Below are 18626 nucleotides of genomic sequence, written 5' to 3'. Positions count from 1 at the left end.
TGGTGTGCGGGCTGCCCGCCGGGTGTGGCTTGCCGCGCCCACGCGGCGGAGCCGCACATCGAGACAGCCCCGCGCCCCTTCAGGCGGTGTCCCCCCGGCGTTGCACCGCCCACAGTCTCTTCTGGACCAGAAGGGTCAGCGTGCCGGCGACGACGATGCCCAGCAGGTTCAGCAGGAGCTGTTCCGTGGAGCCCCAGGTCTGTCTCGTGTCGCCGTAGCTGAGGGCCACGGCCGCGTTGGCGGCGGCGGGGATCGTCGTCACCGAGATGGCCACGCCCACCAGGGCGCCCGACTTGGCCGAGGTCAGGGAGAGGGTGCCGGCGATGCCGGCCAGGACCGCCACGACGAAGGAGAACCAGTCGGGGGCGTAGATGAAGCCGGTGTTGGGGCGGTCGGCTTTCAACTGGGCCTTGCTGAACAGGTCGACCGCGTCCATGAAGAGGCTGAAGGCGACCGTCACCGCCATCGCCGCGGCGAAGCCCACCACCAGGGCGATGAGCGAGCGTGCGGCCAGGCGCGGCCGGCGGCGGACGATCGCGGTGCTGATGCCGGCGAGCGGGCCGAACTCTGGGCCCACCGCCATGGCGCCGACGATCAGGATCGCGTTGTCCAGGACCACGCCGCAGGCGGCGATCATCGTGGCGAGCGTGATGAACGCGAGGTAGGTGACGGAGAGGGTGGACTCCTCGTGGGTCGCGTCGGACAGCTGCTCCCACAGGACCGCGTCCGACCCCTCGCCGGGCGCTTCGGCCTCGGCCTTCTCGGCCCGCTCCGACAGCGACAGGTCGATGGCCTCGACGGCGATGGAGCCGCTCGTGTCGAGTCCGGTCTCCCGCAGCCGGGCGAGGAGTTCGTCCCCCGCCTCGCGTGCCACGTCGCACATCACCACGTCCCCGGCCGGGTCGCGGGCGCAGTCCGGCAGGACGACGAGGTGCGTGGTGCCGACCGTCTCCTCGATCAGCCGCACCACTTCGCCGGTCTTCCGGTGCGGTGTGATCAGGCGCAGATGAAGCATGGCGACCATCTAACCGGTCCTCGCCCGGGTGTCACAGCTTGCGCAGGCTCAGGCGCTGCACCTTGTGGTCCGGGCCCTTGCGCACGACGAGGGTGGCGCGGCCGCGGGTGGGGGCGATGTTCTCCACCAGGTTCGGCCGGTTGATCGTGCGCCACATCGTGCGGGCGTAGTCGAGGGCCTCCTCCTCGGAGACCTGGGTGTACTTGCGGAAGTACGAGGACGGGTTCTGGAAGGCCGTCGCGCGCAGCTTGCGGAAGCGGTTGAGGTACCAGCGCTCGATGTCCTCGACGCGGGCGTCGACGTAGACGCTGAAGTCGAAGTAGTCGGCGAGGCCGACCCGGGTGCGGCCGTCCTTGCCGGGCAGGGCGGGCTGCAGGACGTTCAGGCCCTCGACGATCAGGATGTCCGGGCGGCGCACCGTCAGGCGCTCGTCGGGGACGATGTCGTAGATCAGGTGGGAGTAGACGGGGGCCGTGACCTCGTCCTTGCCGGCCTTGATGTCGGCGACGAAGCGGGTGAGGGCGCGGCGGTCGTAGGACTCTGGGAAGCCCTTGCGGGACATCAGGCCGCGGGCCTGCAGTTCCCGGGTGGGCAGCAGGAAGCCGTCGGTGGTGACCAGCTCGACGCGCGGGTGCTCGGGCCAGCGGGAGAGCAGGGCCTGCAGCAGGCGGGCGACCGTGGACTTGCCGACGGCGACCGAGCCGGCGACCCCTATGACGAACGGGGTGCCCGACTGGGAGCCCTGCTCGCCGAGGAAGGTGTTCAGGGCTCCTCTGAGACCGTCCGTGGCGCCGACGTAGAGGTTGAGGAGCCGGGACAGCGGGAGGTAGATGTCGCGTACCTCGTCCAGGTCGATCACGTCGCCGAGACCGCGCAGCTTCTCGACCTCCTCGGCCGTCAGGGGCAGCGGCGTCTTGTCACGCAGCGCGCTCCATTCGGCTCGGGTGAGGTCGACGTAGGGAGTCGCCTCCGGGCGGGGCCGGTGGGCGCTCCGGGGCATCGAGGAGACCGGAGAGATCACAGTCCATTGTTACGGGCGTACGAACGGACGGTGAGGTGGGATCCGTCACGCGTGCGCTTCAGGCCTCCCGGCGGGGGAGAAATCCGGCCAACGGGAGGAATGTCAGTGGCGTGCGTCACAGTTGTCGGAAGGGTGGGCCCAGTCCGGGGTCCACGGATCCCGAGGGGGTGACCCATGACGTACGCGATCGAGGCGGAAGGCCTGGTCAAACGGTTCCGGGAGACCGAGGCGCTGGCCGGTGTCGACCTCGCGGCCCGCAAGGGCACGGTGCTCGGGCTGCTGGGTCCCAACGGCGCCGGGAAGACGACCGCGGTGCGGATCTTCGCCACGCTGCTGCGGCCCGACGGGGGACGGGCCCGGGTGGCCGGGCACGACGTGGTCCGCGAGGCCGGGCTCGTGCGCTCCCTGGTCGGACTGACCGGGCAGTACGCGGCGGTCGACGAGAACCTCACCGGCACGGAGAACCTGCTGCTCATCGGGCGGCTGCTCGGGTTGCCGCGGCGGGAGGCCAAGGCCCGCGCCGGGGAGCTGCTGGAGCGCTTCCAGCTGACGCACGCGGCCGGGCGGGCAGCGAAGACCTACTCGGGAGGCATGCGCCGGCGCCTGGACCTCGCGGCCAGCCTGGTCGGCCGGCCCAGCATCCTCTTCCTCGACGAACCCACCACCGGCCTCGACCCGCGCAGCCGCGGCGAGCTGTGGGACCTGCTGCGCGGCCTGGTCGCGGACGGGGCGACCGCCCTGCTGACCACGCAGTACCTGAACGAGGCCGATGTGCTCGCCGACGACATCGTGGTGATCGACAAGGGCCGGGTGATCGCCGAGGGCACGCCCGACCGGCTGAAGGAGCAGGTCGGCGGGCAGGTGCTGGAGCTGCGGCCGATCCTCGGCCAGGATCTCGCGCGGGCGCACGCGCTGGTGGCCGCGGCCGCCGGGTCCGAGGCGCGGATCGAGGGCGAGACGGTCACCGCGCCCGTGAAGGACCCCGAGCTGATGCCGGCCGTCGTGCGCGCGCTCGACCGGGAGGGCATCGCCGTGGGGGAACTGGCCCTGCGCCGCTCCTCGCTGGACGAGGTGTTCCTCTCCCTGACCGGCCACCGCGCCGAACCGGGCGGGCAAGGGCAGGACGGTGAGGCGCACGCCCGCAACGAGGGCGAGGGCGAGCTGGAGCGGGCGGTGAGCCGGTCATGACCGCCACGACCGTCACGGCGCCGGTCACCTCCTCGGGCCGGGTGCCGGCCCTCGCCGGGGTGCGGCAGACCTTCACCATGGCCTGGCGGAGCCTGGTCGCCGTCAAGCACAACCCGCTCGAACTGGTCGACTACAGCATCACGCCGATCATGTTCGTGTTCCTGTTCACCTACGTGCTGGGCGGGCAGATGGCCGGGTCGCCCGAGGCGTACCTGAAGTACGCGCTGCCCGGGATCATCGTGCAGAACACCCTGTTCATGACGGTGTACACGGCGATGGCCCTCAACACCGACCTCACCAAGGGCGTCTTCGACCGGCTGCGCAGCCTGCCCATCGCCCGCTCCGCCCCGCTGGTCGGACGCATCACCGCCGACCTGGCCAAGCACGTCTGGGCGATGCTGCTGATGATCGCCCTCGGGCTCGCGCTCGGCTTCCGGGTCACCGGCGGCTTCGGCGGGTTCCTGCTCGGCGTGCTGCTGGTGGTGGTGTTCGCGGCGGCCGTCTCCTGGTGCGCGGTGCTGATCGGGATGCTGGCCGGTGACGCGGAGAAGGTGCAGGCGTTCGCCTTCACGCTGATCTTCCCGATCACCTTCACCAGCAGCGCGTTCGTCGTCGTCGACACCATGCCGGGCTGGCTCCAGGCGTGGAGCGACGTCAATCCGGTCACCCATCTGTCGGACGCGTTCCGCGGGCTGCTGGTCGGCGGGCCGGTGGCCGAGCCGGTGCTGTGGTCCCTGGTGTGGGCGGCCGGGATCGCCCTGGTCTTCTGCCCCCTGGCGATGAGGGCGTATCGCGCGAAGGTCTGACAGTGGGGGGCCGAGCCGTCGTACCCCGGCGGTAATTTCCGATTTCGGGCACGCAACGGCCCTTTCGGCGCGGGAATCGACCCTAAGCTGCCGCCCATGTGTGGAATCGTGGGATACGTGGGGCCGCAGTCGGCGCTCGAGGTCGTGATGGCCGGGCTGAAGCGGCTGGAGTACCGGGGCTACGACTCGGCGGGCGTCGCCGTCCTGGCCGACGGCGGGCTCGCGACGGCCAAGAAGGCCGGCAAGCTCCTCAACCTGGAGAAGGAACTGGACGGCAGGCCGCTGCCGACGGGCACGACGGGCATCGGCCACACCCGGTGGGCCACCCACGGCGGACCGACCGACGCCAACGCCCACCCGCACATCGACAACGCGGGACGCGTCGCGGTCGTCCACAACGGCATCATCGAGAACTTCGCCGCCCTGCGGGACGAGCTGCGGGAGCGCGGCCACGCGCTGTCCTCGGAGACCGACACCGAGGTCGTCGCGCACCTGCTCGCCGAGGAGTTCTCCTCCTGCGCGGACCTCGCCGAGGCGATGCGGCTGGTGTGCCGCCGGCTGGAGGGCGCGTTCACGCTGGTCGCCGTGCACGCCGACGAGCCCGACGTGGTGGTGGGCGCCCGGCGCAACTCGCCGCTGGTGGTGGGTGTCGGCGAGGGCGAGGCCTTCCTCGCCTCGGACGTCGCCGCGTTCATCGAGCACACCCGGTCCGCGATCGAGCTGGGGCAGGACCAGGTCGTGGAGCTGCGCCGGGACGGCGTGGTGGTGACGGGCTTCGACGGCCGCCCGGCCGACGTGCGCTCCTACCACGTGGACTGGGACGCCTCGGCCGCCGAGAAGGGCGGCTACGACTACTTCATGCTCAAGGAGATCGCCGAGCAGCCCAAGGCGGTCGCCGACACCCTGCTGGGCCGGATCGACGGCTCGGGTTCGCTGACCCTGGACGAGGTGCGCATCCCGCCGCGGGTGCTGCGCGAGATCGACAAGGTCGTCATCGTCGCCTGCGGGACGGCCTTCCACGCCGGGATGATCGCCAAGTACGCCATCGAGCACTGGACGCGCATCCCGTGCGAGGTGGAGCTGGCCAGCGAGTTCCGCTACCGGGACCCGATCCTGGACGCGCAGACCCTGGTCGTCGCCATCTCCCAGTCCGGCGAGACCATGGACACCCTCATGGCGCTGCGGCACGCCCGCGAGCAGGGTTCCAAGGTGCTGGCGATCTGCAACACCAACGGCTCGACGATCCCGCGCGAGTCCGACGCCGTGCTGTACACGCACGCCGGGCCGGAGGTGGCCGTCGCCTCCACGAAGGCGTTCCTGACGCAGCTCGTCGCCTGCTACCTGGTCGCCCTGTACCTCGGCCAGGTCCGGGGCACCAAGTGGGGCGACGAGATCCGGGCGGTGATCCGCGACCTGTCCTCCATCTCAGGGGCGGTCGAGCGGGTGCTCGGGACCATGGAGCCGGTGCGGGAGCTGGCGCGCACGCTCGCTTCGAAGAACACGGTGCTGTTCCTCGGACGCCACGTGGGCTACCCGGTGGCCCTGGAGGGCGCGCTCAAGCTCAAGGAGCTGGCGTACATGCACGCCGAGGGCTTCGCGGCCGGGGAGCTCAAGCACGGGCCGATCGCGCTGATCGAGGAGGACCTGCCGGTCGTCGTGGTCGTGCCGTCGCCGCGCGGGCGGTCGGTGCTGCACGACAAGATCGTGTCCAACATCCAGGAGATCCGGGCGCGGGGCGCGCGGACGATCGTCATCGCCGAGGAGGGCGACGAGGCGGTGGTGCCCTACGCGGACCATCTGATCCGGGTCCCGGCCACGCCGACCCTGCTGCAGCCGCTGGTGGCCACGGTGCCGTTGCAGGTGTTCGCGTGCGAACTGGCGACGGCCCGCGGCAACGAGGTGGACCAGCCGAGGAACCTCGCGAAGTCGGTGACCGTGGAGTGAGCGACGGGGGCGAACGGCCGCTGCCGTTCGCCCCCGTCCCAGCCGTCCGGCCGGGTGGCTACCAGTTGATGCAGGTCTTCGGGACCCAGCCGTCGACCTTGTCGCCGCCGTAGTACCACAGGTTGCTCTTCTTGCCGCAGGCCTTGTACGACCCGCCCTTGTAGGCCTTGCCGTCGTTGCAGACGGCGCCGCGCTCGCCCTTGCCCCAGATGCCGAGGGCCGTGGCGGAGGTCTTCGGCGTGGCGCGGACCTTGACGGTCTCCTTGGCCTTGACGTTCACGATGGCCTTGCTGCAGTCCCTCGGCGGCGCCGCGGCGGCGGTGCCGGCGGTGGCGACGGTGCCGGTGAGGGCCGTGGCGAGGAGAGCTGCCGAAGTGGCCGCGGTCCCCAGCGACGTGACCTTCATGGTGGTGCGTTCCTCCCGTTGTGCGCGATGCCGTGTGCACATCGCGGTCATCGCGAACTGTACAAGGGGGAGGGGGAGTTCGGGATCGTGGGTCAGTACGGGTAGGTCCAGAAGTTCCCGTGGTCTCCGTCCATCCGCGAGGTGCCGTTGACGTGCACCGTGTCCGCGTGCAGGCGGTAGCGGCCCGGTGGACATCGCGCGGGAGCGGGGCCACACGCATCTGCTGGAAGGAGCCGCCCGTCCCTGGTGCGCTGTGTGCGCCAGGCGCCGTGCGCGACCAGCCGGGAGACGACCCCGGCCGAGGCGCCGTGCCAGGCGGCCTGGTGCAGCGGGGCGAATCCGGTGCGGTTGCCGGGGCGGGCGGGGTTGACCCGCTCGGGATGGTCCGCCAGCTCCCCGGACACACCGTCCCACTGGGCGTCCCGGGCCAGGTCCGCGGACCGGTCGCGCTCCTTCGGGTTCCAGTCCCCGTAGCGCCCGCGGTCGGTGAGGCCGTCCCATTCCATGCCGGTCATGCCAGGTGGCGGGAAGGGGGCCGGTGCCGGCGGGGAACGCCCCCGGCTGACCGTAGGGTGCTGGGCATGAGCATCATCGGGGTCGGGATCGACGTCGCCGAGATCGATCGGTTCGCGGCGTCCCTGGAGCGTACGCCGGCACTGGCCGAGCGGCTGTTCGTGGAGCGGGAGTTGCTGCTGCCCAGCGGGGAACGCCGCGGTGTCGCCTCCTTGGCCGCCCGGTTCGCCGCCAAGGAGGCCCTGGCCAAGGCGCTCGGCGCGCCCGGCGGGCTGCTGTGGACCGACGCCGAGGTGTACGTGGAGGACAGCGGGCAGCCCCGGCTGCGGGTGACCGGGACGGTGGCCGCGCGGGCCGCCCAGCTCGGCGTACGGTCCTGGCACGTGTCCCTGAGCCATGACGCCGGGGTGGCCTCGGCCGTCGTCGTCGCCGAGGCGTGACGTGGGGCGACGGTCCAGCGCGTCGCCCCCGGGGAGCGACGGTACCCGGTGAGCCCGCCGCGCCCGGCGCCGTGCCCGTCGCCGAAGGTGCCGAGGGCCGGGAAACGCAGACGGGAGGTGTGACATGGTCACGGTGAAAGGGGTCGACCCGCGCGGTGGGCAGCACTGCGAGACGACGGCGCTGGGAGTGCTCCTGCGGCACCAGGGCATCGATCTGTCCGAGCCCATGCTCTTCGGCCTCGGTTCCGGCCTGTCGTTCGTCTACTGGGACGGCAGGAACATGGACTTCCCGTTCCTCGGAGGACGGGTCAAGCCCTTCGAGCTCACCCGGAACCTGGCCCGCAACCTCGGTCTGGACCTCGTGGTGCGGGAGACCGCGTCCGCCCGCAAGGGCTGGGAGAACGTGACGGCGGCCGTCGACGCCGGGCATCCCGTCGGACTCCAGCTCGACAGCCACCACCTGGACTACTTCACCTCCAAGGCGCACTTCGGCGGTCACGTCGTCGCCCTGTACGGCTACGACGACCGCGAGGCCCACCTCGTCGACACCGAGCAGCAGGGGGGTGCGGTGTCCACCTCCCTGGCCGGGCTCGCCCGGGCCAGGGCCGCGCGCGGCCCGATGACGGCCCGGCACCGGTCGTTCACCCTCACCGCCGCCGGGAAGCCGCCGGAACCGCGCGACCGCATCGCCCCCGCCGTCACCGCCTGCGCCGACGCCTTCCTCGCCCCGCCCATCGCCAACCTCGGCCACCGGGGCATCGAGAAGGCCGGCGGACTCGTGCCCGGCTGGCTGCGGCGCGCCCACGACCCGCGGCGGGACCTGCCGCAGGCCGCCCTCCTGATGGAGAAGGCCGGCACCGGCGGCGCCCTGTTCCGCAACCTGTACCGCGACTTCCTCGCCGAGTGCGGCCGGTGGCTCGACAGCCGGCCGCTGCGGACCGGGCACGCGCTCTACACCGAGGCGGCCGCCCTGTGGACGGAGGTGGCGGCGCTGATCGCGCGGGCCGGCGAGTCGGAGGACGGGCAGTGCCTCGTGCGGGCGGGTGCCCTCCTGTCCGACCTCGCCCGCATCGAACGCCAGGCCATGGAGGCGCTGAGCCGCCTGCGCGCGTGAAGCCCTCGCCCGGCGAGGACTTCACGCGGTGTGCGGTGTCAGCAGATCGACTGGCTGGTGTTGACCCGGGTGATGTTGCGGAACGTCGTGTTCTCGCCGCACGGGCTCTCCCTGATGGCCGAGTCGGTGACCGTCAGGTTCTGGATGGTGATGTCCCTGTTGTTCGGGAACTCCGAGCGCGCGGCCAGGCGCAGTTCACCGCCGCCGGTGATGGTGCCGCTCTGGGCGGCCAGATTGACGTTGTAGCAGTTCTCGATCAGGACCGAGTTGTTGCCGGTCCGGGTGAGCGTCAGCCGGTCGATGACGGCCCCGCCGCTCTCCGAGACGCAGAACACGCCGCGTCCGCCGCCGCGCGCGACGACCTCGCCGACCCGGATGTTGGTGGGGTAGCCGCTGCCGACCCGGCCGTTGCGGTTGGCCATGCGGAAGGCGGCGTAGCCGGTGCCCGTGCCCGCGTTCTCCGCGTCCACCTTGCCGACGGTGGCGTTGACGGTCTGGTTGAGCAGCAGGCCGGACTCGCCGACGTTGCGGGCCGTCACGGTGCCCACGGTCAGGCCGTCCACGCCGTACGTCTCGACCGCGTGGCTGGAGGCGCCGGAGACGTAGACGTTGTCGATGCGGACGTTGCGGGTCCACTGGCTGGTGTCGCCGCGGTTGTCGATGCGCACGCCCAGCCCGGCGGACAGGCGCATGTCGATCTGGCCCAGCACGACGTTCTGCACGTTGCGCAGGAAGATGCCGTACAGCGGCGTGCCCGTGAGCTTGAGGTTCTGGACCTCCACGTCCCGCGTGCCGCGCGAGTAGACCGGCGCCTGGTCGCCCGAGCCGCTGCCGGTGACGTTGATCGTGCCGCACACGTCGAGGACGGTGTAGCTGGGCAGCGAGATGCGGGAGCCCGCCGGGACGGAACCCGAGCCGCGGACCACGACCCGTTCCTTCGCGGTGCGCCCGGAGCTGAGGCTGTTGACGGCCGCCTGGACGGCCGCGCGCATGTCGGTGCCGGTGTAGACCGTGCTGCCGCCGCGCCGGGCGGTCCAGGTGCTGCCGCTCTGCACGGCCTCGGCCTGGAAGGAGCCGTCTCCGCAGGCCAGGGCGCGCGTGGGGGCGGCGGTGGCGGGGGTGTTCAGGGTGCCGGCGGCGGTGAGGAGGGCGGTGGCGCCGGCGGCGGCCAGTAATGCGGCTCTGCGTCCCATGGGGGCCTCGGTTTCGTCGAAACGTGGGGGGTGTGCAAGCGCTTTCTGCGCGGCCGGGAGTCTGGCAAAGGCCCGCCGGGGCGTCAATGGAGGCGACACGGAAAGCAGTTGCGCCGGGTGCGCGGGAGTGGCCGGGGGGTCGTACGGGAAACTCGACCCTCATGCGGAGTGCGTACAGCGTGGACACGGTCAGGACCGCCGAACGGGAGCTGATGGCCCGGCTGCCGGAGGGGGCGCTGATGCAACGCGCCGCCGCCGGGCTCGCCGCGGCCTGCGCCGACCTGCTGGGGCGGGTGTACGGCAGGCGGGTGGTGCTGCTGGTCGGCAGCGGGGACAACGGCGGTGACGCGCTGTACGCCGGGGCCCGGCTGGCCCGGCGCGGGGCCGGGGTCACGGCGGTGCTGCTCGCGCCGGAGCGGGCGCACGCGGCGGGGCTGGCGGCGCTGCGGCGGGCCGGGGGGCGGAGCGTCGGGGTCGGTGGGGCGGCCGGGGCCGGTGAGGCCGGAGGCGGTGACGGTGGTGCCGGAGGCGATGGCGGTGGTGCCGGAGCCGACGGCGGTGGTGGCGGTGGTGCCGGGGGTCGTGGGGTCGAGGAGTTGATCGAGCGGGCCGATCTCGTCGTCGACGGCATCGTCGGGATCGGCGGCAAGGGCGGGTTGCGGCCCGAGGCGGTACCGCTGGCCGCGGCCGCCGCGCGGTCGCGCGGGGCCGTGGTCGCCGTCGATCTGCCGAGCGGGGTGGACGCCGGCACCGGGGAGGTGCGCGGCGCCGCGATCCGGGCCGATGTGACGGTGACGTTCGGGACGCACAAGCCGGGTCTGCTCATCGACCCGGCGCGCGAGTACGCCGGGTCGGTGCGGCTGGTCGATATCGGCCTGGACCTGCCGGCGGAGCCGGAGCTGGAGGCGCTGCAGCACGCGGACGTGGCCCGGCTGCTGCCGGTGCCGCGGGCGGAGAGCGACAAGTACCGGCGGGGGGTCGTCGGCATCGCGGCCGGGTCGGCCCGGTACCCGGGGGCCGCGGTCCTCGCCGTCGCGGGGGCGCTGCGGGGCGGGGCCGGTGCCGTGCGGTACGTCGGACCGGCCGGGGACGCGGTGATCGCCCGGTTTCCCGAGACGCTCGTGTCGGACCGGGGACCGAAGCACGCCGGGCGGGTGCAGGCCTGGGTCGTCGGGCCCGGGGCGGGGGACGACGCGGCGACGGTCGGGGAGGTGCTGGCCGCTGACGTGCCGGTGCTGGTCGACGCGGACGGGCTGCGGCTGGCGGACGCGGAGGCCGTGCGGGGGCGCGGGGCGCCGACGCTGCTGACACCGCACGCCGGGGAGGCCGCGGCGCTGCTCGGGGTGGAGCGCCGGGAGGTCGAGGAGCGGCGGCTGGCCGCGGCGCGGGAACTGGCGGGGCGGTACGGGGCGACCGTGCTGCTGAAGGGGTCGACGACGCTGGTGACCGGGCCGGGGGGCGGTGCGGTGCGGGTGAATCCCACGGGCACGCCGTGGCTCGCCACGGCGGGCAGCGGGGACGTGCTGTCGGGACTGGCCGGGTCGTTGCTGGCGGCCGGGCTGTCCGCGGTGGACGCGGGCAGCGCGGGCGCGTACCTGCACGGGCTGGCCGGGCGGCTGGCGGCGGACGGGGCGCCGGTGGGGGCGCACGATGTGGCGGCGGCGATTCCGCAGGCCTGGCGGAACGTGCTGGGGTGAGGGCAGGCACCCGAACCGCCCGGCTTTGGAGGCTGCCGCCCCAGGGAGGTGTCCGGTGCGCGGCCACCCGGTGGTGCGCGTGGACCTCGACCGGCGGCTGACGTGGATGCGGAAGGGCAGGACGGTCGTGTGCGGGGCGGTGCCCGTCCGCAGCGGGCGGGCCGGGTACCGCACACGGGCCGGGTGGCGCAGGACCGACTGGCGGCACAGGCGCCACTGGCCGACGCGGTACCGCAACCCCGATGCCCTCCCTCCCGGTTCTTCAGCGGTGCGCCGCGGCCGGCGCGCGGCGGCCCGGGCGTAGCCGACCTGCTGGCGGGGCCGGTGCCCCGGGCGGGTGGGGGCCCTCTGAGACACTGGGCGCGATGAGCGAGAGAACAGCCCCGCGGACCGCGCCCCTGCGGGCCCGCGCCGAAATCGACCTGGCCGCCCTGCGGGCCAACGTGCGGGCCCTGCGTGCCCATGCCCCGGGCGCGGCCGTGATGGCCGTGGTGAAGTCCGAGGCGTACGGCCACGGGGCTGTGCCGTGCGCCCGCGCCGCCGTCGCCGCGGGAGCGAGCTGGCTGGGCACGGCCACGCCCGAGGAGGCCCTCGCCCTGCGGGCCGCCGGACTGCCGGGCCGCATCATGTGCTGGCTGTGGACGCCCGGCGGGCCCTGGCGCGAGGCCATCGAGGCCGACCTGGACGTCTCCGTCAGCGGCCTGTGGGCCCTGCGGGAGGTCACCGGGGCGGCCCGGCCGGCCGGCCGGCCCGCGCGGGTGCAGCTCAAGGCCGACACCGGGCTCGGGCGCAACGGCTGCCAGCCCGGGGAGGACTGGGCCGCCCTGGTCGGCGAGGCCCTGCGCGCCGAGGCCGAGGGGCTGCTGCGCGTCACCGGCCTGTGGTCGCACTTCGCCTGCGCCGACGAGCCCGGGCACCCCTCCATCGCCGCGCAGCTCGGCCTGTTCCGCGAGATGGTCGCCTACGCCGAGGGACAGGGCGTGCGGCCCGAGGTCCGGCACATCGCCAACTCGCCGGCCACGCTCACGCTCCCCGAAAGCCATTTCGACCTGGTCCGCACCGGCATCGCCACCTACGGCATCTCGCCCAGCCCCGAGCTGGGCACCCCGGCCGACTTCGGGCTGCGCCCGGTGATGACGCTGTCCGCCTCGCTCGCCCTGGTCAAGCAGGTCCCGGGCGGGCACGGCGTCAGCTACGGCCACCGGTACGTCACGCCCGGCGAGACCACCCTCGGCCTCGTCCCGCTCGGCTACGCGGACGGCATCCCGCGGCACGCCTCCTCGGCCGGCCCGGTGCTGGTCGAGGGCAAGTGGCGGACCATCGCGGGGCGGGTCGCCATGGACCAGTTCGTCGTCGACCTGGGCGGCGACGCGCCGGCGCCGGGCGCCGAGGCCGTCCTCTTCGGGCCCGGGGACCGCGGGGAGCCCACCGCCGAGGACTGGGCGCAGGCGGCCGGAACCATCGCCTACGAGATCGTGACCCGGATCGGAACGCGCGTTCCCCGCGTCTATGTGAATGAGGAACAGGACGGGTAACCCGCACCGGTAGGACGGGTCACGCGAGGAACGACAGGCACCCTGGTAACAGGGCCACCATCAGCCACACGGCATCATCCGGCCCGGCGAGTCACCCGACCGGCAGCCCGGCGAAGAGGAGCGGTACGTGAGCGAGAGCAGTGCGGAGGTCGTCGCGGACGTCGCCTCCGCGGCCGTCGCGGCCTCCGCCGCGGGGGCGGCGGGGGGCTGGCGCCGGGCGACCGGCCTCGCCGGCGTCGCGATAGGCGTGGTGGCCACGGGCGCGGCCGCCGGCGTCGCCCTGGAGCGGATGACGGTCGGCCGGGGCATGCGGCAGAAGGCCCGGCTCGCCCTCGACTCCGCGGGGCCCTACGGCTCGCTGCGCGGCATGCCCGGCAAGGCGTTCGCCGACGACGGCACGGAGCTGTACTACGAGGTCGACGACGTCGACCCGGAGGCCGCCCCGGCCATCGGGCCGCGCCGCCGCCGGCTCTTCGGCCGCAAGGCGCCCGCGCCCGTCACCGTCGTCTTCAGCCACGGCTACTGCCTCAGCCAGGACTCCTGGCACTTCCAGCGGGCGGCCCTGCGGGGCGTGGTGCGGACCGTGCACTGGGACCAGCGCAGCCACGGCCGCTCCGGGCGGGGCGTGGCCCAGGCGCGCGGCGAGTCGGTCACCATCGAGCAGCTGGGCCGGGACCTGAAGGCCGTCATCGACGCGGCCGTGCCCGAGGGGCCGATCGTGCTGGCCGGGCACTCCATGGGCGGCATGACGGTGATGGCGCTGGCCGGCCAGTTCCCGGAGCTGATCCGTGAGCGCGTCGTCGGGGTCGCGTTCGTGGGGACGTCGTCGGGCCGTCTCGGCGAGGTCAACTACGGGCTTCCCGTCGCGGGCGTCAACGTGGTGCGGCGGGTGCTGCCGGGGGTGCTGAAGGCGCTGGGACAGCGGGCCGAGCTGGTGGAGAAGGGCCGCCGGGCCACCGCGGACCTGTTCGCCGGGATCATCAAGCGGTACTCGTTCGCGTCCCGGGACGTCGACCCGGCCGTGGCGCGGTTCGCCGAGCGGATGATCGAGAGCACCCCGATCGACGTGGTCGCCGAGTACTACCCGGCGTTCAACGACCACGACAAGACCGAGGCCCTGGCGTACTTCGCGGACCTCCCGGTCCTCGTCCTGGCCGGGGTGCAGGACCTGGTCACGCCGAGTGAGCACAGCGAGGCCATCGCCGACCTGCTGCCGGACGCCGAGCTGGTGCTGGTGCCGGACGCGGGGCACCTGGTGATGCTGGAACACCCGGAAGTGGTCACCGACCGCCTCGCCGACCTGCTCACCCGCACGGGTGCCGTGCCCGCAGGGGCTACCGTGAAGGGCTATGGAAGCACCAGCAGCACCGCACAACCCGGCTGAGCCCGGATCCTCCGTCCAGATCGTCGTCACGTCCCCCGAGCAGATGCGGGAGCTGGGCCGCCGGCTCGCGAAACTGCTGCGCGCCGGTGACCTGGTGATGCTGAGCGGGGAGCTCGGCGCGGGCAAGACGACGCTGACCCGCGGCCTGGGCGAGGGGCTCGGCGTGCGCGGGGCCGTCACCTCGCCGACGTTCGTGATCGCCCGGGTGCATCCGTCGCTGGGCGACGGGCCGCCGCTGGTCCACGTCGACGCCTACCGGCTCTCCGGCGGGCTGGACGAGATGGAGGACCTCGACCTCGACGTCTCCCTGCCCGAGTCCGTGGTCGTCGTGGAGTGGGGCGAGGGCAAGGTCGAGGAACTGACCGAGGACCGGCTCCAGGTGGTCATCCACCGCGCGGTGGGCGACACGACCGACGAGGTCCGGCACATGACGATCACCGGTCTGGGCGAACGCTGGGCCTCGGCGGACCTGAGCGTGCTGACGGTGTGAGCCGGGCCCCGCGACGCGGACGCGTTCCGTCGCCGTGGTCATGCGACGGACGTTCCGACAAGGCGTCGGCAAGATGTTGCGTTCGGCGTCTTGTCCGTGGTCACATGGTACCCAGTCCGTAGTTAGGTGTACCTAACTACGTCCGCCCCCGGCCACCAGGAGGCGTCCATGTCGGCTACAGAGAGCAAGGGGCAGCCGCCGCCGTTCACGGTCGCCGGGGTGTCCATGCGCGAGCTGCTGGCGGCGGGCGAGGCCGCGGCGCTGGTCTCGACGCCCCCGCGCGCTCCCGAGCCGGAGCTGTCCGCGCCGGTGGAGGGGCACCGCGAGGCGGCCTGACCAGAGGGGCGCGGGCCCTAGCGAACCACCACCACCGGGCGGCCGATCGTGGCGAACGTCCACATCGCGTCACCGTCCGCGCGCGACTCGCGGATGCCGCCCGTGCGGATCCTCGGGTCCGGTGCGGTCCTGGTCTCGTCCACGGCCGAGCTGAACCCGACCACCACGCCGTCGACGCTGGTGAACCGCACGACGTGCTCCACGAGGACGCCGTCGGAGCCGGTGACCCGGTTCGAGCGGGACGTCACCGCGTAGCTGCCCGGGGCCGGATCCACCGCGCTCGGGTAGACCTCGAACGTACGGGCGACCTTGCCGTTCGCGCCGACCAGCCACACCCGGTCCCGGCGCAGCGAGTACACCACCCGGGCGCCCTTGCCCGACCCGTCGGGCAGCACGGCCGGGTCCCTCCTGGCCGGGGGCGCCTGCGAGGTGCCGGGCGCCGGGGTGGCGCCTGCCTGGGCCCGGCCCAGTCCCGCCGGGACGGCCGTGGACGCCTGGTGGGCGAGGTAGCCGACGGTCGCGAGGGCCGCGGCGGTGAGCCCGGCCACGACTGACGAGCTGCTGACTGCCACCGGCGGCCACCTCCGACGTTGCGACCCTGCGTACGTGTCTCGTGACGGTAGGCGACGGTAGCAGCAGGCGGCGACCCGGCGGGCGCGGCCGTGCCGGGCCCCGGGGAGCCGTAGGCTGTTTGCGTGCTCTTGCTCGCTCTGGATACCGCCACACCCGCCGTCACCGTCGCGCTGCACGACGGACACGACGTCATCGCCTCGTCGAGCCAGGTGGACGCCCGGCGGCACGGGGAACTGCTGCTGCCCGCGATCGACCGGGTGCTCGCGGAGGCCGGTCTGCGCCTCGACGCCGTCACGGGGATCGTCGCCGGGATCGGCCCCGGCCCCTACACCGGGCTGCGCGTCGGCCTCATGACCGCGGACACCTTCGGGCTCGCGCTCGGCGTCCCCGTGCACGGCGTGTGCACGCTGGACGGCCTGGCCTACGCCGCCGACCTGGAGGGCCCGTTCGTGGTCGCGACCGACGCCCGCCGCAAGGAGGTCTACTGGGCGCGTTACGCCGACTCGCGCACCCGTCTCACCGACCCGGCGGTCGACCGGCCCGCCGACATCGCCGAGCAGGTCGCGGGCCTGCCCGCGGTGGGCGCCGGCGCGCTGCTCTACCCGGACACCTTCCCCAAGGCGCACGCACCCGAGCACGTGTCCGCCGCCGCCCTGGCCCGCCTGGCCGCCGAGCGGCTGGCGGCCGGCGAGGAGCTGCCCGCGCCGCGGCCGCTCTACCTGCGCCGCCCCGACGCCCAGGTCCCCAAGAACTACAAGGTGGTCACCCCCAAGTGACCGATCCCGAGACCGATGCCGTGACGTGTGCGCTGCGCGAGATGCGCTGGTGGGACATCGACCCCGTGCTGGAGCTGGAGCGGGACCTGTTCCCCGACGACGCCTGGTCGCGCGGCATGTTCTGGTCCGAGCTGGCCCACGCGCGCGGGCCCGGGGCCAACCGGCGGTACGTGGTCGCCGAGGCCGGCTCCCGGATCGTCGGGTACGCCGGCCTGGTCTCCTCCGGTGAGCAGGCCGACGTCCAGACCATCGCCGTCGCCCGCGACCTGTGGGGCACCGGCCTCGGCGGCCGGCTGCTGGCCGAACTGCTGCGCGCGGCCACCGCCTTCGAGTGCGCCGAGGTGATGCTGGAGTGCCGCGTCGACAACGTGCGCGCGCAGAAGCTGTACGAGCGGTTCGGGTTCCAGCCCATCGGTGTCCGGCGGGGTTACTACCAGCCGGGCAACGTGGACGCCCTGGTGATGCGCCTGACCGCCCCCGAGAACTCCGTACAAGGAACCGAGATCCATGGCTGACGAACCCCTCGTTCTGGGGATTGAGACCTCCTGCGACGAGACCGGCGTCGGCATCGTCCGGGGCACGACCCTGCTGGCCGACGCCGTCGCCTCCAGCGTCGACGAGCACGCCCGCTTCGGCGGGGTCGTCCCGGAGGTCGCGAGCCGCGCCCACCTGGAGGCGATGGTCCCGACCATCGACCGCGCGCTGAAGGAGGCGGGCGTCAGCGCCCGCGACCTCGACGGCGTCGCCGTCACCGCCGGGCCCGGGCTCGCCGGCGCCCTGCTGGTCGGCGTCTCCGCGGCGAAGGCGTACGCGTACGCGCTGGGCAAACCCCTCTACGGCGTGAACCACCTCGCCTCCCACATCTGCGTGGACCAGCTGGAACACGGCCCGCTGCCCGAGCCGACGATGGCGCTGCTGGTCTCCGGCGGCCACTCCTCGCTGCTGCTGTCCTCGGACATCACCTCCGACGTCCGCCCGATGGGCGCCACCATCGACGACGCGGCCGGCGAGGCCTTCGACAAGATCGCCCGGGTGCTGAACCTCGGCTTCCCCGGCGGCCCGGTCATCGACCGGTACGCCAAGGAGGGCGACCCGGACGCGATCGCGTTCCCGCGCGGCCTGACCGGCCCGCGCGACCCGGCGTACGACTTCTCCTTCTCCGGGCTGAAGACGGCCGTGGCCCGCTGGATCGAGGCCAGGCGGGCGGCGGGCGAGGAGGTGCCGGTGCGGGACGTGGCGGCCTCGTTCCAGGAGGCGGTCGTCGACGTGCTGACCCGCAAGGCCGTCCGGGCCTGCAAGGACGAGGGCGTCGACCACCTGATGATCGGCGGCGGCGTGGCCGCCAACTCCCGGCTGCGCGCGCTCGCCCAGGAGCGTTGCGAGGCCGCCGGGATCCGGCTGCGGGTGCCGCGGCCCAAGCTGTGCACGGACAACGGCGCGATGGTCGCCGCGCTCGGCGCCGAGATGGTCGCGCGCAACCGCGCCGCCTCGGGCTGGGACCTGCCCGCCGACTCCTCGCTGCCGGTGACCGAGCCGCACGTGCCCGGCCACGGCCACGACCACGTGCACGAGGTGAGCAAGGAGAACCTCTACTCGTGACGGTCGCCCTGATGTGGGAGGCGCGGGCCGTGCCCGGGCGGGGCGAGGACCTGCTCGGCTGGGCCCGCGCCCAGGAACTGCCCCGCGCACCGCTGCGCCGCGAGACCCTGCGCGCCCCGCAGGACCGGGTCCTCGTCATCACCTGGTGGGACGCCCCCTACGACGCCGAGCTGCCCGAACTGCCCGACCCGGACGGCGAGCTGGTCACGCGGTCGGTGCACCGCTGGCGGTTCGAGTCGGTGGGCGACGGCTGACCGAGAGCTCCCAGGGCCTGCTGCCGACGCGGCCGCGCCACAGCAGCGGGCCCGTCGCGCAGGAAGCGGCCGGCGGGCAGGAGGCCGCCGGCGTCCTCGACGGGTACGGCCCGCTCGAAGTCCCGCACGTGGCTGAACCACTTGAGCCCGGTCGCCTTCAGGAGGGTCCACACCACCAGGAGGGCGAGCAGGCCGCCGAGGTGCAGCGCCAGTGCGCCGGGCCTGTCCGGTGCGGAGAACCCGCGCACGAGGCCCAGCGCGGTCAGGGCGAGGCCCAGGGCCGCCAAGACCGACAGCACGGCCCGCAACTCGTGGTGCAGCAGCCTGTCCATCCCGCCCCCC

21 protein-coding genes are annotated in these 18626 nt (G+C 73.6%); 14 read left to right on the top strand and 7 right to left on the bottom strand.

What is annotated here, in order from left to right; genetic code table 11:
- Nucleotides 1-79: 79 nt before the first annotated feature.
- Nucleotides 80-1015, bottom strand: coding sequence for a DUF389 domain-containing protein (locus AC07DA_RS21920; RefSeq protein ID WP_479129896.1), 936 nt, complete (start codon nucleotides 1013-1015; stop codon nucleotides 80-82).
- Between the two features lie 31 nt (nucleotides 1016-1046).
- Complete coding sequence (gene coaA / locus AC07DA_RS21915; RefSeq protein WP_479129895.1) at nucleotides 1047-2015, bottom strand: type I pantothenate kinase; 969 nt, start codon at nucleotides 2013-2015, stop codon at nucleotides 1047-1049.
- 195 nt (nucleotides 2016-2210) lie between these two features.
- On the opposite strand from coaA, the gene AC07DA_RS21910 reads away from it, so the two are divergent.
- The 3 genes from AC07DA_RS21910 to glmS all read left to right on the top strand — a co-directional run bounded on the left by AC07DA_RS21910 (nucleotide 2211) and on the right by glmS (nucleotide 5974).
- The gene (locus AC07DA_RS21910; protein WP_479129854.1) at nucleotides 2211-3224 is read left to right on the top strand and encodes an ATP-binding cassette domain-containing protein; all 1014 of its coding nucleotides are present in this window, start codon (nucleotides 2211-2213) and stop codon (nucleotides 3222-3224) included.
- Nucleotides 3221-4030 (top strand): ABC transporter permease, encoded by an 810-nt coding sequence (locus tag AC07DA_RS21905; protein WP_479129853.1) that lies wholly within the window; start codon nucleotides 3221-3223, stop codon nucleotides 4028-4030. Before AC07DA_RS21910 ends, AC07DA_RS21905 begins: the two co-directional genes overlap by 4 nt.
- A 96-nt stretch (nucleotides 4031-4126) precedes the next feature.
- A complete protein-coding gene (gene glmS, locus AC07DA_RS21900) occupies nucleotides 4127-5974 on the top strand; it encodes a glutamine--fructose-6-phosphate transaminase (isomerizing) (protein ID WP_479129852.1) in 1848 nt (615 codons plus the stop codon).
- A 58-nt stretch (nucleotides 5975-6032) separates the two neighbouring features.
- Here glmS and AC07DA_RS21895 read toward each other — a convergent pair whose 3' ends face one another.
- Together AC07DA_RS21895 and AC07DA_RS21890 are read right to left on the bottom strand one after the other, a co-directional pair.
- Nucleotides 6033-6380, bottom strand: a complete 348-nt coding sequence (locus AC07DA_RS21895) for a hypothetical protein (protein ID WP_479129851.1) — start codon at nucleotides 6378-6380, stop codon at nucleotides 6033-6035.
- 92 nt (nucleotides 6381-6472) lie between these two features.
- Complete coding sequence (locus tag AC07DA_RS21890; protein WP_479129850.1) at nucleotides 6473-6886, bottom strand: hypothetical protein; 414 nt, start codon at nucleotides 6884-6886, stop codon at nucleotides 6473-6475.
- A gap of 75 nt (nucleotides 6887-6961) precedes the next feature.
- On the opposite strand from AC07DA_RS21890, the gene AC07DA_RS21885 reads away from it, so the two are divergent.
- On the top strand, nucleotides 6962-7333 hold the full coding sequence (locus AC07DA_RS21885) for a holo-ACP synthase (protein ID WP_479129849.1): 372 nt from the start codon (nucleotides 6962-6964) through the stop codon (nucleotides 7331-7333).
- A 124-nt stretch (nucleotides 7334-7457) separates the two neighbouring features.
- Nucleotides 7458-8447 carry a BtrH N-terminal domain-containing protein gene (locus AC07DA_RS21880; protein ID WP_479129848.1) on the top strand — a complete coding sequence of 330 codons (990 nt, stop codon included), beginning with the start codon at nucleotides 7458-7460 and terminating at the stop codon, nucleotides 8445-8447.
- Nucleotides 8448-8485: 38 nt separating this feature from the next.
- On the opposite strand, the gene AC07DA_RS21875 is transcribed toward AC07DA_RS21880, so the two are convergent.
- On the bottom strand, nucleotides 8486-9640 hold the full coding sequence (locus AC07DA_RS21875) for a hypothetical protein (RefSeq protein ID WP_479129847.1): 1155 nt from the start codon (nucleotides 9638-9640) through the stop codon (nucleotides 8486-8488).
- Nucleotides 9641-9801: 161 nt separating this feature from the next.
- Between AC07DA_RS21875 and AC07DA_RS21870 the strand changes: the two genes are divergently transcribed.
- The 5 genes from AC07DA_RS21870 to AC07DA_RS21850 all read left to right on the top strand — a co-directional run bounded on the left by AC07DA_RS21870 (nucleotide 9802) and on the right by AC07DA_RS21850 (nucleotide 15082).
- Nucleotides 9802-11337: an NAD(P)H-hydrate dehydratase gene (locus AC07DA_RS21870; RefSeq protein WP_479129846.1), complete on the top strand. Its 1536-nt coding sequence runs from the start codon at nucleotides 9802-9804 to the stop codon at nucleotides 11335-11337.
- Between the two features lie 365 nt (nucleotides 11338-11702).
- A complete protein-coding gene (alr, locus tag AC07DA_RS21865) occupies nucleotides 11703-12872 on the top strand; it encodes an alanine racemase (protein WP_479129845.1) in 1170 nt (389 codons plus the stop codon).
- Nucleotides 12873-12999: 127 nt separating this feature from the next.
- The gene (locus AC07DA_RS21860) at nucleotides 13000-14256 is read left to right on the top strand and encodes an alpha/beta fold hydrolase (protein WP_479129844.1); all 1257 of its coding nucleotides are present in this window, start codon (nucleotides 13000-13002) and stop codon (nucleotides 14254-14256) included.
- On the top strand, nucleotides 14222-14746 hold the full coding sequence (gene tsaE, locus AC07DA_RS21855; RefSeq protein ID WP_479129843.1) for a tRNA (adenosine(37)-N6)-threonylcarbamoyltransferase complex ATPase subunit type 1 TsaE: 525 nt from the start codon (nucleotides 14222-14224) through the stop codon (nucleotides 14744-14746). Before AC07DA_RS21860 ends, tsaE begins: the two co-directional genes overlap by 35 nt.
- A 168-nt stretch (nucleotides 14747-14914) precedes the next feature.
- Nucleotides 14915-15082, top strand: a complete 168-nt coding sequence (locus AC07DA_RS21850; RefSeq protein ID WP_479129841.1) for a hypothetical protein — start codon at nucleotides 14915-14917, stop codon at nucleotides 15080-15082.
- 17 nt (nucleotides 15083-15099) lie between these two features.
- Here AC07DA_RS21850 and AC07DA_RS21845 read toward each other — a convergent pair whose 3' ends face one another.
- Nucleotides 15100-15654, bottom strand: coding sequence for a hypothetical protein (locus tag AC07DA_RS21845; RefSeq protein WP_479129840.1), 555 nt, complete (start codon nucleotides 15652-15654; stop codon nucleotides 15100-15102).
- A 123-nt stretch (nucleotides 15655-15777) separates the two neighbouring features.
- Between AC07DA_RS21845 and tsaB the strand changes: the two genes are divergently transcribed.
- The 4 genes from tsaB to AC07DA_RS21825 are packed head-to-tail and all read left to right on the top strand — an operon-like array spanning nucleotide 15778 to nucleotide 18284.
- Nucleotides 15778-16431, top strand: a complete 654-nt coding sequence (tsaB, locus tag AC07DA_RS21840) for a tRNA (adenosine(37)-N6)-threonylcarbamoyltransferase complex dimerization subunit type 1 TsaB (RefSeq protein WP_479129839.1) — start codon at nucleotides 15778-15780, stop codon at nucleotides 16429-16431.
- A gap of 41 nt (nucleotides 16432-16472) precedes the next feature.
- The gene (gene rimI / locus AC07DA_RS21835; RefSeq protein ID WP_479129893.1) at nucleotides 16473-16946 is read left to right on the top strand and encodes a ribosomal protein S18-alanine N-acetyltransferase; all 474 of its coding nucleotides are present in this window, start codon (nucleotides 16473-16475) and stop codon (nucleotides 16944-16946) included.
- Nucleotides 16939-18030: a tRNA (adenosine(37)-N6)-threonylcarbamoyltransferase complex transferase subunit TsaD gene (gene tsaD, locus AC07DA_RS21830; protein ID WP_479129838.1), complete on the top strand. Its 1092-nt coding sequence runs from the start codon at nucleotides 16939-16941 to the stop codon at nucleotides 18028-18030. Before rimI ends, tsaD begins: the two co-directional genes overlap by 8 nt.
- Entirely contained in the window at nucleotides 18027-18284 is a 258-nt protein-coding gene (locus tag AC07DA_RS21825) for a hypothetical protein (RefSeq protein ID WP_479129837.1), read from the top strand. Before tsaD ends, AC07DA_RS21825 begins: the two co-directional genes overlap by 4 nt.
- Here the strand turns inward: AC07DA_RS21825 and AC07DA_RS21820 are convergent.
- Complete coding sequence (locus tag AC07DA_RS21820; RefSeq protein WP_479129836.1) at nucleotides 18188-18616, bottom strand: hypothetical protein; 429 nt, start codon at nucleotides 18614-18616, stop codon at nucleotides 18188-18190. The two genes, AC07DA_RS21825 and AC07DA_RS21820, sit on opposite strands and share 97 nt — an antisense overlap.
- Nucleotides 18617-18626 lie beyond the last annotated feature (10 nt).

The sequence above is a fragment of the Streptomyces sp. NPDC044921 genome, assembly GCF_056432865.1.
The sequence above is the reverse complement of the archived record's forward strand: the minus strand, read 5'-3'. Positions and strand labels throughout refer to the sequence as shown.